Origin of the sequence: Flavobacterium psychrotrophum, from assembly GCF_003403075.1 — a bacterium.
GTDB classification, from domain to species: domain Bacteria; phylum Bacteroidota; class Bacteroidia; order Flavobacteriales; family Flavobacteriaceae; genus Flavobacterium; species Flavobacterium psychrotrophum.
In genome coordinates this window covers 2828544-2841903 of record NZ_CP031557.1, presented here as the reverse complement: position 1 = coordinate 2841903, position 13360 = coordinate 2828544, and the positions used below count along the sequence as shown (strand labels likewise).

Genomic DNA, 13360 nt, shown 5'->3' with positions numbered 1-13360 from the left:
CCGCGGGCTCCTGCTACTGAATGTTATAATAAAATTAGGATAATTTTGTAAGATAGCAACTCTTATTACATGGCTTTTTATGAGCTTAAAGGATTAACCTTTAACTTTCCCCGTTTGAGATATTAAAATGCCGGCTAAAGTTTTAGCCGGCATTTTAGATACTCTGTTATATAGAGATAAAATTATTCTTCCTGCCTGAACCCTCCAATGATCAATACATCGTACAGGCCAAAAAATAAGAACCAAATTGCCATAAGTATAAAATAGCGCTGACCCGGAACAAATGTTGAAAATAAAAAGCCCAGGGCGTATAATATTGATAAACCTCCGGCAAATGAACGGGTAAGGTAAGGAAGTTTATTGCCTTTTATTTCATTAGAAAACAATATGCACAACATCATAAGATAGGCAATGCTTATTCCTACTTTTGGAAATGTGAATGGGCTCATAAGCTCTTGATGCCAGTTAAGCGTAAGTAGCCATATAACAATGCAGGTAATTATTATACCCCTTGTTATTACCCATAATTGTGCTGTTTGTTCCAGGAAATTTTTCATTGGCAGTTATTACTTAAAATAAGAAAAAGTTTCCTCATTCTCTATAGTAAGGAGTGTCTCATAAATAAGCTTAATAACATTTTCTACATCTTCCCTGTGTACCATTTCTACAGTGGTGTGCATATAGCGTAGTGGCAACGATATAAGGGCAGAAGCTACACCACCGTTACTGTAAGCAAAGGCGTCGGTATCGGTACCCGTTACGCGGCTTGAGGCAAGGCGCTGAAAAGGTATTTCGTTTTTAGTAGCGGTATCAAGTATCAGTTCGCGCAGGTTGTTTTGCACAGCAGGGGCATAGGTAATAACCGGACCTTTGCCTATCTGGGTTTCGCCCTCAATGCGCTTGTCTATCATAGGGGTAGTACTGTCGTGGCAAACATCTGTAACAATGGCTACATTAGGGCGAATGGTTTTGGTAATCATTTCTGCCCCCCTTAAGCCTACTTCTTCCTGAACAGAGTTTGTAATGTACAAGCCGAAAGGTAATGTCTTGCCATTTTCTTTCAGCAGTCGTGCTACCTCGGCAATCATAAATCCGCCTATGCGGTTATCTATGGCACGGCAAACAAATTTGTTATCATTAAGCACCATAAAATCATCAGGGTAGGTAATCACGCAGCCTACGTGCACACCCAGTTTTTCAACTTCTTCTTTAGTAGAGCAGCCAAGGTCTATAAATATGGTTTCTATTTTGGCAGGTTCCTCTTTACCACGGTTGCGCGTATGGATGGCCGGCCAGCCAAAAACACCTTTTACAATACCGTTTTTTGTATGAATGTTTACACGCTTACTAGGCGCTATCATGTGGTCAGATCCACCGTTGCGTATTACGTATATCAGGCCGTTTTCTGTAATATAGTTTACATACCATGATATTTCATCGCTATGCCCCTCTATAACTACTTTATATGGCGCATCAGGATTTATAACACCTACAGCCGTGCCATAGGTATCGGTAATAAAGGTATCTACATAAGGTTTAAGGTATTCCATCCAAACCTTTTGGCCTTCACTTTCATATCCTGTGGGAGAAGCGTTGTTTAAATATTTTTCCAAAAATGCCATTGAAGCATCATTTAGTATGGTTTTTGCAGACATAAATTTAATTTTGACGCTAAAATATAAATTACAGAGCAGAGTTATGTATAATTGTATACATTTGAACAGAAATTTTATGAAGATGAAGGCGCTTTTTTCTTTAATTTTAGTAATGCTATGTAGTGTTGGTGGTTTTGCGCAAATTACCGAACACGACAGTATTGACCAGGATTCTATTCTTATAAACACCCAGCTCCAGGAGCTTGTTATTACTAATGTGCACGACACGCTTTCTGCCGACGAAAAAAAGCAACTTGCCATACTGCGACGCCGCACGCTTAAGGTGTACCCATATGCCAAGATAGCCGCTGATCGTCTTACCATGATGAATGAGAATATGGCAAAGCTAAAATCTGAAAAGGATAAAAAGCGATATGCTAAAATGGTGCAAAACTATCTTGAAGATGAGTTTGAAGCACAACTTAAGAAGCTTACCCGCAAAGAAGGCCAGATACTGGTTAAACTTATATATCGCCAGACGGGAAAAAGTACTTTTGATCTTATTAAGGAGCAAAAAAGTGGTTTTAAAGCATTTTATAGCAATCGTATTGCGCACCTTTTTGATATTGACCTTAAAAAGACATATAGCCCGGGTATTGTTGCCGAAGACTTTTTAATAGAAGGATTTTTACTTAAAGCCTTTGAAGAGCACCGCCTGCAACAACAGGATCCGGCATTTACGATAGACTATGCCGCGCTGAAGAAAGCCTGGAAACAAAAAAACAAAAAAGCCGAAGGTTAAATACCTCCGGCTTTTTTTATAACTTAAATGTAAACCCGTCTGAAACTTTGAGCTTATATTTTTCTTCGTCAAACTTATAAAGGAATGATCCCTTGCGCGAAGAGTTCATATCTTTTTCTTCGGTCTTTAATAAAATATCAAGCCCGTTTATTTTATTTATAAAGTTACGCTTATCCAGTTTTTCACCCAGTATTGCTTCATAAAGTACCTGTAGCTGCTTCATGGTAAATTTTTCCGGCAGCAGTTCAAAGCCTATAGGTTTTGTAGAGGCGCGGTAACGCAGGCGGCTCATGGCATTTGCTACCATTATATTGTGGTCAAATATCAGGCTCGGAAATTCGGTAATGTCAAACCACTTAGCAGAAAAGTTTTTATTTATTTCTGTGTGCTCTGTTATATTAATGAGTGCGTAGTAAGATACCGATACGGTGCGGTCTACAGGATCCCTGTCTATCGCACTGTACATACGCAACTGCTCCATATATACATTGTCAAGACCTGTAAGGTGGTGCAGTACACGCACGGCTGCGTTATCGAGATTTTCATCGGGACGGAGGAAACCACCCATAAGCGACCACTTACCTCTTTCGGGTTCAAAATCCCTTTTGATAAGGAGTATTTTCAACTGCTTTTTATCAAACCCAAAGATAATACAGTCTACTGCAAGCAGTACTTTTTCCTGATCGTTATAGCTTTCCATTGATTTTTAATTGAGTGCAAGATACTAACAAGTGTACGAAATTACAATTATTTTGAAAAAATCGCAATAATATATATTTGATGGCTGACAACGTTGTAGTATTAGGGTCTTATTAGTTTATTTATGTTAAAATTTCACTTTTTGAAAATTTTATTTGTTTTTTTAAATAATCTTTAACTAAATTTGGAAGTGTAAAAAATACATTTATTAAACGAACCAAATTTTATTTTTATGATGAGATTAACTACGTTATTTAAAGCAATTAGGGGAGGGCTCCTTAAAAAAGAGCTGGCCGCCTGTATGCTTATCTTATTTACAGTCATGACCGCTTCTGCGCAGGAGGTGGCTGTAACAGGTACTATTTCTTCTACCGAAGATGGTATGGCGCTGCCTATGGCAACTGTTCTTATTAAAGGTACATCAAACAGTGTGTCTACAGATCTTGACGGAAATTTTTCTATCAGGGCTAACGCAAACGATGTATTAGTTTTTTCTTACATCGGTTTTACAAGCCAGGAGGTTAAAGTAGGTAACCAGACTGTTATTAATGTAAAACTTGCAACCGCTGCTACACAGCTAGACGACGTGGTTGTGATAGGTTATGGTACCGCAAAAAAATCAGACCTTACAGGATCTGTAGGTGTGGTAAAAGTTGAAGATGCTAAAAAAACCATTACTTATGATGTTGCCAAGCAGCTTCAGGGCCAGGTAGCAGGTGTTACAGTACAATCATCGGGTGAGCCGGGTGGTTTTGTAAACATTAAAATACGTGGTATAACGTCTTTTAACAATAACAACCCACTGTTTGTAATAGACGGTATGATCGTAGATGCTCCAAATGACTTTGCACCGGGCGAAATTGAGTCGATGCAGGTTTTAAAAGATGCGTCTTCGGCTGCTATTTATGGTGTGCGTGGTGCTAATGGTGTAGTAATTATTACTACTAAAAAAGGTAAGGCCGGTAAAACCAGCGTTAATTACAAGGCATATACAGCTTTTCAGGAAGTAGCAAGAAAAATCCCGGTTACAAATAGGGAGCAGTACCAGCAAATAGCAAACGCTTCTTTTGCTAACGTGGGTATGGCATTGCTACCGGGTAACGACCCTAGTAGCCCTAACTATATCAACAATGTTGATACTAACTGGCAGGATGCTGCTTACCGCACGGGTAGGGTAGAAAACCACTCGCTTAGCTTTAGTGGCGGTTCAGAGACTATGAATTATAGCCTGAACGTAGACTACTTTAAAAATACAAGTTACCTTAAAGTGCCTCAGGCATTTGAGCGTTATGCTACAACACTTAATATAGGTGGACAAAAAGGTAAATTTAAGTATGGCGCTAAATTAGGCTATACAGATTCTGGTAAAGATAACTTTACATCATATAATGGTGAATCTACCATTACAACGTTGCTTCAGGGTATTCCTACAATGCCGGTTTATGATGCCAATAGGCTGGGCGGTTATGGTGGTACAGATAACCTTTCACAAAGGGCTATTATCCTTAACGTAATAGGTTGGAACAACCTTGTAAATAGTGACTCTAACAGAAACCGTTTTATAGGTAATGTGTGGGGTGAACTTGAAATAGTAAAAGGGCTTAAGTTTACTACAAGGGTTACTGCGGACCAGATGAATCTTAAAAACAGGATGTTTGTGCCGCAAAGCGACCTTGGATGGTACTATGTTACTGTTAAGGCAGAATCAGCACTTAACATAAACCAGACTAACAACACCAGGACTATTGTAGATAACCTTCTTAACTATGACATAAACTTTGGTAAGCATCATTTTGATGCCATGGCAGGTAGTGTTATGGAAGACTGGAGAGACCAGTACATGTGGAGCCGTGGTGTAGGATATGACTACAACGAAATTTCTCAGATACAGTTTGCAGATGCTATTTCCGGAGGAGAAAACTTTCAGAGAGAAACAAGAAAGTCACTATTAGGAAGGATAAACTATAGTTTTAATGATACATACTACATTACAGGTAACTTCCGTCAGGACAGGTCTTCTAAGTTCGCTCCTAAAAATGACACCGGTAATTATTACTCTGTATCAGGTGCTTATAAAATAAGTAATGATCTTAAGCTACCTGAGTGGTGGGATACCCTTAAGCTAAGAGGAGGTTATGGTTTACTTGGTAACAATACAATAGCTAACTACGATTATTCTGCTGTAGTAAATCCATTTGCATCATATACATTTAATAACGGCTTAGCTCCGGGTACTACAGTAATAGATCTTAAAGACCCTAATATCAAGTGGGAAGAAACATCTACTACAAATGTGGCATTAGAATTTGCCATGTTTAAAAACAAGCTACAGTTTACTACAGAATATTTTGTAAGAACTTCAGATGATATCATCGTAGGGCAGCCGTTGCCATTTTCTACAGGCGCGTTCCCTGCTAACATACGTACTAACGTAGGCAGAATTAGAAACCAGGGCTTTGAGTTTACAGTAAGTTACAGCAATCACGATCATGATTTTCAGTGGGATGTAAATGCAAACCTTGGTACACTTAAAAATAAAGTGCTTAAGATAGCTAACGATGGACTGCCTATTTATGGTGCAGCATCTATTACAGAAGTTGGCCATAGTGCAGGTGATTTGTTTGCTTATGTTGCAGAAGGTATTTTCCAGAATACAGACGATATAGCAAATCATGCTACACAGTTAGGAGCTGAACCCGGCGATGTTAAATTTAAAGACGTAAATGGCGACGGTCAAATTACTAGTGATGACCGTACACACTTAGGTACCTCTATACCTAAATACAGCTATGGTTTTAACTTTAATGCCAGCTATAAAAACTTTGATTTCTCAATGTTCTGGCAAGGTCATGGTGGTAACAAAGTGTTTAACGGTACCTATGCGGCACTTATGCAGGGTGGTATTCTTAACAGCCATAAAGATGAGCTTAACTACTGGACGCCAGAAAATACCAATACCAATGTACCACGTCCTACATTTAATGACGTTAACCAAAACAACAGGGAGTCTACCCGTTTTATACAAAAAGGAGACTACTTAAGGCTGCAAAACCTTCAGGTTGGCTACAACGTACCTATGGAGAAAAACAAGTTTGTAGAAAGAGTTCGCCTATATGTACAAGGGTCTAACCTGCTTACTATTACTCCTTACAAGGGTGTAGATCCTGATTTTAACGGAAATGACGGCCTACTTTCAAGAGGTTTTGATAATGGTTCATTCCCTAACCCACGTACGTTCGCTTTTGGTATAGAAGCAAGTTTCTAAAAAATAATATGAAAAAGTCATGAAAAATATATTTACTATAAAAAAATCGCTTATCATTCCCGTACTGGCACTTACGCTAACGGGTTGTGTAAAGGATGATGAATTACATCAAATTGACCCTAACCTTGATAGCGCGGCAGCGTTCTGGAAAACAGAGGAAGATGCGGCTAAAGGTGTAAATGCAGTATATGCCAGTCTTATTACAGATGGTACCTATATGAGAAGCACACCGCTTTTGCTGGATGGTAAGGCAGATGATGCACGCAGTAACAGTCCATGGGCTGCTATGGCAAACGTGGGTAGGTTTAACTCTAACATTGCAGATGCTTCAATTTACGGTTGGGCATTTGAAACCTACTATCAGGGTATTTATCGTGCTAACCAGGTATTAGATAAGGTGCCGGGTATAACATTTACAGATGAGGCTTACAAAAACAGGCTATTGGGGCAAACCTATTTCCTTAGGGGTCTTTATTTGTTTCATGCTGTAAATATGTTTAAAAATGTGCCTATACCACTAACCAGTGAGCAGGTGTACCATGAACAAAAAACTCAGGAAGAGGCTTGGGCACAGGTAAAGGCAGACCTTACCATGGCAGCAGAGCTACTTCCGGTTTCTTACACCACTGTTGCCGGTGTTGATGCCGGCGAAAAAGGTAGAGCTACTAAAGGTGCTGCTCTTGCTTATCTTGCAAAGGCACAGCTTTTTAATAAAGAGTATGCTGCTGCTAAAACTAATTTTGAAGCAGTTATGGCTCTTGGGTACTCTCTTGTGTCTAACTATAAAGACAACTTTACTACTGCAAACGAAAACAATTCAGAATCGATTTTCGAAGTTCAGTTTAGCCGTGATGCGGGTGGTGTAGCCCTTGGCTGGGGCGGAGCTCCCGGTTCTGACTGGGGTAAAACTTCAGCACGTGCTATTACATATGCACCCCGTGTTTTTGGTTTTACAGATATGCAGCCTACATGGACACTATTTAATGAATTTAAAGAAGAAGCTACTGTTAGCGGTGGCGTAGACCCAAGGCTTGATGTTACTATAATTTATAATAAGCCGGGAATGATGCTTTATGGGCATGATTTTGCTACTTTTTATAGAAACAGCCCGGCAGATCTTAACGACTTATTCTGGAGAAAATACCAGAATGCTGACGGCGATTTTCCGGATGAAATGGATTGGAGAAGCGGTATAAATGAGCGCCTTATGCGTTATTCTGATGTATTGCTTATGTATGCTGAGTGTCTTAACGAACTTGGTCAGACACCTCAGGCTTACACTTACATACAGCAGGTAAGGAGCAGGGTACAATTGCCAGATCTTGCAACTGTTAAGCCTAACATGACGCAGGCACAAATGAGAGAGCAGATAGGTCACGAACGTTTTCTTGAGTTTGCTTCAGAAGGCCACCGTTTTGACGATATTCGTCGTTGGGGCTGGTTAGAAGATGCAACTAAGCTTGCATGGCTTAAAACCCGTGATGCAGAGTTTAATACTTATCAGCCGGGCAGGGAATTCTTCCCTATACCACAGCTTGAAATGGATAACAACCCGGGTACTGTACAAAACCCAAGCTACTAATACAACTTATTATTAAAGAATAAACTTAATACCGTGCGGCGGGCATGTGAGGGCCCACTGCACGGTATTAAAATTTTAAACACATTATGGGCAAACACAATAAAATAGTTACCGCATTATTTTTTACCGCAGCGTCATTGCTGCCCGGTGCTCTCACGGCACAACAAAAAGCAACTGTTAAAGTAAAAGCTGAAGCAGCTGCACCTAAAATTGATAAACATATTTATGGGCATTTTGCAGAGCACCTTGGGCGTTGTATTTATGACGGTTTTTATGTAGGTGCAGACAGCAAAATACCTAATACTAATGGTGTGCGTAATGACATTATTGCGGCACTTAAAGATCTTGGTATACCTAACCTTCGCTGGCCGGGTGGCTGCTTTGCAGATACTTACCACTGGAAAAACGGTATTGGCCCAAAAAGTGAAAGGCCTACTATTGTAAACCAATGGTGGGGTGGCGTTACCGAAGATAACAGCTTTGGTACACACGATTTCTTAGACCTATGCGAAACCCTGGGCACTGAGCCTTACCTTGCCGCTAACGTAGGTAGTGGTACTGTACAGGAGTTTGCAGAGTGGGTACAATATGTAAACCACGGTGGCAAAAGTCCAATGAGCGACCTTCGTAAAAAAAACAGCCGCGAAAATCCGTGGGGTGTAAGGATATGGGGTGTGGGTAACGAAATGTGGGGTTGTGGCGGTAACATGACACCAGAATATTATGCAAACCTTTACAGGCAGTATGCCACTTTTATGGGCGACTGGTCTAACAGCGGAAAGCTTTTCCGTATTGCATCCGGGGCTAACGTAGCAGATTATCACTGGACAGAAGTATTAATGCGCGATATACCAAAATCTCTTATTGAGGGTGTAGCGCTGCACTCTTACTCATTTGTTGAATGGGACCACAAAGGATCATCCACCAAATTTGATGAGAAGCAGTACTTTGAAACCATGAAGACAGCCCTTAAAATGGAAGAGCTGGTTACTAAGCACAGCGAGATCATGGACAAGTATGACCCTGAAAAAAAGATAGCGCTTATTGTAGACGAGTGGGGCGGATGGTATGATGTAGAAGAGGGTACTAACCCGGGCTTCCTGTATCAGCAAAATACCATGCGCGATGCTATGATAGCGGGTACTACACTAAATATTTTTAACAACCACAGCGACCGTGTACGCATGGCTAACCTTGCACAAACGGTTAATGTACTGCAGGCCGTAATACTTACTAAAGCAGATAAGATGCTGCTTACGCCTACATACCATATCATGAAGCTTTATAAAGCGCACCAGGATGCAAAATTACTTCCTGTAACGTTAGAATCGCCAGATTATAAGGTAGGTAATGAAACCCTTAAGGCAGTAAGTGTATCTGCTTCTGTTAAAGATGGTAAAACACATATCTCATTGGTTAACATCCATTCAACAGATAAGATTGCTACAGATATCAACCTTGAAGGCCTTAACCTGAAAGATTTTACAGCTAAGATCGTTTCTTCAGGAAAACTTCAGGATCACAATACGTTCGAAAACCCGAACGCAATTACGCCTAAAGATTTTAAAGACTTTAAATACAAAAAAGGAGTACTTAGTGTAACCCTTCCTCCATTTTCGGTAGTGGTATTTGAAGCAAAATAAAAAGTATTAAGCGGTCTGTTTATATGTAATATGCAGATAAACAGATTGCTTAATATCTGTTTACAATATAGACTTTAAAGTGAATTTTCAGATTTTTTAAAAATATTAATCTAATAGCTATGAAAAATATTAAACCTTATATAGTATTCATGCTAGCCTGTTTTCTTACTATAGGCTGTACCAAAGATGATAACGAATCTGGAGGTACAGGCGGAGGTACAGATGACGATGGCCCGGTAGGCGAAACCTTTAATGGCCCTAAATATGCCGATAATTATACTGCAATTAGCGGTTGGGAAAACAGGAACCAGTGGAACCTTGCAAACGTACATGACCCTACGATAGTTAAAGACGGGCAGTACTTTTATATGTACCAGACAGATGCATCTTATGGTAATGCTTCTTTTGGTCACGGACACTTTCATGCAAGGCGTTCTCTAGACCTTATAAACTGGGAATACCTGGGGGCTGCAATGACAGGTGAGGCTAACTGGGTTAAAGATGAAATCAATACACGCAGGGCTATAGAAGGGCGTGCACCTATACAGAATATTACCTATGGTTACTGGGCGCCATGTGTGCGTAAAGTAGGTAATAAATTCAGGATGTATTATAGTGTGATAAATGACGCACTTGTTGAAGGTACAGATCCTGCCAGATCATGGGGTGAGGAAGCTTATATTGGTATGATGGAAACCACAAGCCTGGCTTCTAACCAATGGGAAGATAAAGGTATGGTGATTTGCAATATTTCGGATGGTGTTACAAGTCATGTAAGAAACGGAGCAAACGACTGGAATGCATATTATAAGTTTAACAGCATTGACCCAAGTTATATTGCAACACCTGAAGGAGAGCACTGGCTTATTTACGGGTCATGGCATACAGGAATTGCTGCCGTAAAAATTAACCCGGAAACAGGCAGGCCTTACCAGCTTAATACTATTGATGACTATGGTGTGCGCATATCAGGCCGTGGAAATATAAGCACAAACAGGTGGCAGGCGCTTGAAGGTCCGGAAATTGTATATAATGCACAAACAGGATATTACTACCTGTTCCTTGCATATGATGAGCTTTCGGTAGCTTACAATACCAGGGTGGCAAGGTCAAGAAACATTACCGGCCCTTATGTAGGCAAAAATGGGCAAAGTATTACAGAGGGGGCAGATGCCTGGCCTATGTTAACGCACCCTTATGCTTTTAATAACCATACCGGCTGGGTAGGTATTTCTCATTGTGGTGTTATTCAGGATGAGGCTAATGGTAAATGGTACTTTACATCTCAGGGCAGATTACCGGAAAACGTACCGGGTATCAATGCGTCTAATGCAGTAATGATGGGCCAGGTAAGGGAAATGGATTGGACATCTGACGGATGGCCGGTTGTAGCGCCAGAGCGTTATGCGGGTGTACCGGCAGCAACACTTACAGATGCTTCTTTTGTGGGTGCCTGGGAGATAATCAATATGAATTATCAATATAAGGTAATACAAAAATCAGTTACAGTAAGCCTTAATGCTAATGGTACTGTAGGTGACGGAATGACAGGAACCTGGTCATATGATAGCGCAAAAAATGCAGTTATAATTAACGGTATTGAGTGTAAAATATTTAATGGCTGGGACTGGGAGGCTTCTCCAAGAAAAGTTGCTTTAACCATTTCCGGTTCCGCTACTGATGGAAAACCGCTTTGGGGTAAGAAAATTTACTAACCGGAAAGGATTGGTTTCCGGTTAACATACAAAATACAATTATGAAGAAAAAGATATTGGTGTTTTTTGCGGTAGCCCTTTCGTTGGGCTGTGTTGCCCAAAAGAAAAAGGGGGTAACAAAACCATCAGAAAATAACCCTATAATAAAAGATACCTACATAGGCGATCCCGCTGCAATGGTGTACAAGGATTCGGTTTACCTGTATGGCGGGCATGACGAGGCACCAAACGATTTCAACTTTTATAAGATGAATGAGTGGCTTGTATATTCATCTGCCGATATGGTAACCTGGAAAAAGCACCCGGTGCCACTTAAAGCCTCAGATTTTAAATGGGCTAAGGGCGATGCCTGGGCTGCCCAGGTTATAGAGCGTGATGGCAAGTTTTACTGGTATGTATGTGTAGAACATGGTACAATACCGGGTAAGGCAATAGGTGTGGCGGTTTCAGATTCTCCGCTAGGGCCTTTTAAAGATGCTCTTGGCAAAGCACTTATTACAAACGATATGACCACACAAACGTCTATCAGTTGGGATGATATCGATCCTGCTGTATATATAGATAAAGGACAGGCATATTTGTATTGGGGTAATACTGTTTGTAAATATGTAAAGCTTAAAGAGAACATGACTGAAGTTGACGGGGATATTAAAGTTGTAGACCTGCCAAACTTTACCGAAGCGCCGTGGATACACAAGCATAAAGACTGGTATTACCTTTCTTATGCTTACCAGTTTCCTGAAAAGTTAGCCTACGCCATGAGCAAAAGCATTGAAGGGCCGTGGGAGTACAAAGGTATTCTAAACGAGCTGGCCGGTAATAGTAATACAAACCACCAGTCTATAATAGAATTTAAAGGGCAGTCATATTTTATATACCATAATGGTGCCATACAGCCTCATGGCGGTAGTTTTCGCCGCTCGGTATGTATAGATAAATTGTACTATAATAATGATGGTACCCTTAAGCGTATAGTAATGACTACCGAGGGCATCCAAAAATAATATACATGAAAAAACAAGTTAGTTATGTTTGGGTTAGTTTAGTTTTGTTTTTCGTTTACGGCAGCGTCTTTTCGCAGAAAGCGCTGCCCATAAACGAAACAATTGTGCACGACCCTGTAATGATACAGCAAAATGGTACCTATTACCTGTTTTGCACCGGGCATGGCATTTCGGTATTTTCATCAAAAGACATGAAAAGCTGGACGAAGGAAAAGCCTGTTTTTGAAAATGCACCAACCTGGGCTACTGGTGTGGCAGCAGATTTTAAAAACCACATCTGGGCTCCGGATGTAAGCTTACACAACGGGCAATACTATTTGTATTACTCCGTTTCATCATTTGCAAAAAACACATCGGCAATAGGTGTGGCAACCAACAAGACATTAGACCCGGCGTCAAAAGATTTTAAATGGACTGACCACGGTATCGTTGTGCAGTCTGTACCTAACCGCGACCTGTGGAATGCCATAGACCCTAACCTCATATATGATGAAAACAACACACCATGGCTAACCTTTGGCTCGTTTTGGGACGGGCTTAAAATGGTAAAGCTGTCAAAGGATTTACTTTCAATTGCAAAACCTGAAGAATGGTTTACCATTGCCCGCCGCGAGCGCAGTTTTAGCCTTGAGGATAAAGACCCGGGCGATGCAGCACTAGAGGCACCGTTTGTATTTAAAAAAGACGGTTGGTACTACCTGTTCCTGTCATGGGATTATTGCTGCCGTGGCGAAAACAGCACCTATAAAGTTGTTGTAGGCCGCAGCAAAACAGTACAAGGCCCATACCTTGATGCTGCCGGAAAAGACCTGAACCAGGGTGGTGGCACACTGGTTATAGAAGGCAACAAGAACTGGGCAGGTGTAGGGCACAATAGCGCCTATACCTTTAATGGTAAAGACTATTTGGTATTTCATGCATATGAAATTGCCCAAAAAGGCGCACCAAAGCTTAAGATTAAAGAAATAAGCTGGAAAGATGGCTGGCCTCTTGTACAGCCAATGGATAAATAAAAGGATTCAGGCAAGTAACGAATGCCTGATGATTAAAGAAAT

At 40.7% G+C, this 13360-nt stretch carries 10 protein-coding genes; 7 read left to right on the top strand and 3 right to left on the bottom strand.

What is annotated here, in order from left to right:
- Positions 1–182: 182 nt before the first annotated feature.
- Both DYH63_RS12270 and DYH63_RS12265 read right to left on the bottom strand, forming a co-directional pair.
- Entirely contained in the window at positions 183–557 is a 375-nt protein-coding gene (locus DYH63_RS12270; RefSeq protein ID WP_116789083.1) for a hypothetical protein, read from the bottom strand.
- A gap of 9 nt (positions 558–566) precedes the next feature.
- A complete protein-coding gene (locus tag DYH63_RS12265) occupies positions 567–1655 on the bottom strand; it encodes a M42 family metallopeptidase (protein ID WP_116789082.1) in 1089 nt (362 codons plus the stop codon).
- An 82-nt stretch (positions 1656–1737) separates the two neighbouring features.
- On the opposite strand from DYH63_RS12265, the gene DYH63_RS12260 reads away from it, so the two are divergent.
- Positions 1738–2397: a DUF4294 domain-containing protein gene (locus tag DYH63_RS12260; protein ID WP_116789081.1), complete on the top strand. Its 660-nt coding sequence runs from the start codon at positions 1738–1740 to the stop codon at positions 2395–2397.
- 16 nt (positions 2398–2413) lie between these two features.
- On the opposite strand, the gene DYH63_RS12255 is transcribed toward DYH63_RS12260, so the two are convergent.
- Complete coding sequence (locus tag DYH63_RS12255; protein WP_116789080.1) at positions 2414–3097, bottom strand: NUDIX hydrolase; 684 nt, start codon at positions 3095–3097, stop codon at positions 2414–2416.
- A gap of 231 nt (positions 3098–3328) precedes the next feature.
- Between DYH63_RS12255 and DYH63_RS12250 the strand changes: the two genes are divergently transcribed.
- The 6 genes from DYH63_RS12250 to DYH63_RS12225 all read left to right on the top strand — a co-directional run bounded on the left by DYH63_RS12250 (position 3329) and on the right by DYH63_RS12225 (position 13318).
- A complete protein-coding gene (locus DYH63_RS12250) occupies positions 3329–6361 on the top strand; it encodes a SusC/RagA family TonB-linked outer membrane protein (protein ID WP_116789079.1) in 3033 nt (1010 codons plus the stop codon).
- A 19-nt stretch (positions 6362–6380) separates the two neighbouring features.
- Positions 6381–7943, top strand: coding sequence for a RagB/SusD family nutrient uptake outer membrane protein (locus DYH63_RS12245; RefSeq protein WP_116789078.1), 1563 nt, complete (start codon positions 6381–6383; stop codon positions 7941–7943).
- Positions 7944–8029: 86 nt separating this feature from the next.
- Positions 8030–9586 carry an alpha-N-arabinofuranosidase gene (locus DYH63_RS12240; protein WP_116789077.1) on the top strand — a complete coding sequence of 519 codons (1557 nt, stop codon included), beginning with the start codon at positions 8030–8032 and terminating at the stop codon, positions 9584–9586.
- A 119-nt stretch (positions 9587–9705) separates the two neighbouring features.
- On the top strand, positions 9706–11301 hold the full coding sequence (locus DYH63_RS12235) for an arabinan endo-1,5-alpha-L-arabinosidase (protein ID WP_116789076.1): 1596 nt from the start codon (positions 9706–9708) through the stop codon (positions 11299–11301).
- A 41-nt stretch (positions 11302–11342) separates the two neighbouring features.
- On the top strand, positions 11343–12305 hold the full coding sequence (locus DYH63_RS12230; protein WP_116789075.1) for a glycoside hydrolase family 43 protein: 963 nt from the start codon (positions 11343–11345) through the stop codon (positions 12303–12305).
- Between the two features lie 5 nt (positions 12306–12310).
- The gene (locus DYH63_RS12225; protein WP_116789074.1) at positions 12311–13318 is read left to right on the top strand and encodes an arabinan endo-1,5-alpha-L-arabinosidase; all 1008 of its coding nucleotides are present in this window, start codon (positions 12311–12313) and stop codon (positions 13316–13318) included.
- Positions 13319–13360 lie beyond the last annotated feature (42 nt).

Bases quoted from the DNA above. Each gene is read 5' to 3' on its own strand.
- DYH63_RS12235 (WP_116789076.1), top strand. From the start codon at position 9,706: ATGAAAAATATTAAACCTTATATAGTATTCATGCTAGCCTGTTTTCTT.
- DYH63_RS12270 (WP_116789083.1), bottom strand. From the start codon at position 557: ATGAAAAATTTCCTGGAACAAACAGCACAATTATGGGTAATAACAAGG.
- DYH63_RS12225 (WP_116789074.1), top strand. From the start codon at position 12,311: ATGAAAAAACAAGTTAGTTATGTTTGGGTTAGTTTAGTTTTGTTTTTC.
- DYH63_RS12260 (WP_116789081.1), top strand. From the start codon at position 1,738: ATGAAGGCGCTTTTTTCTTTAATTTTAGTAATGCTATGTAGTGTTGGT.
- DYH63_RS12240 (WP_116789077.1), top strand. From the start codon at position 8,030: ATGGGCAAACACAATAAAATAGTTACCGCATTATTTTTTACCGCAGCG.
- DYH63_RS12230 (WP_116789075.1), top strand. From the start codon at position 11,343: ATGAAGAAAAAGATATTGGTGTTTTTTGCGGTAGCCCTTTCGTTGGGC.
- DYH63_RS12245 (WP_116789078.1), top strand. From the start codon at position 6,381: ATGAAAAATATATTTACTATAAAAAAATCGCTTATCATTCCCGTACTG.
- DYH63_RS12255 (WP_116789080.1), bottom strand. From the start codon at position 3,097: ATGGAAAGCTATAACGATCAGGAAAAAGTACTGCTTGCAGTAGACTGT.
- DYH63_RS12265 (WP_116789082.1), bottom strand. From the start codon at position 1,655: ATGTCTGCAAAAACCATACTAAATGATGCTTCAATGGCATTTTTGGAA.
- DYH63_RS12250 (WP_116789079.1), top strand. From the start codon at position 3,329: ATGATGAGATTAACTACGTTATTTAAAGCAATTAGGGGAGGGCTCCTT.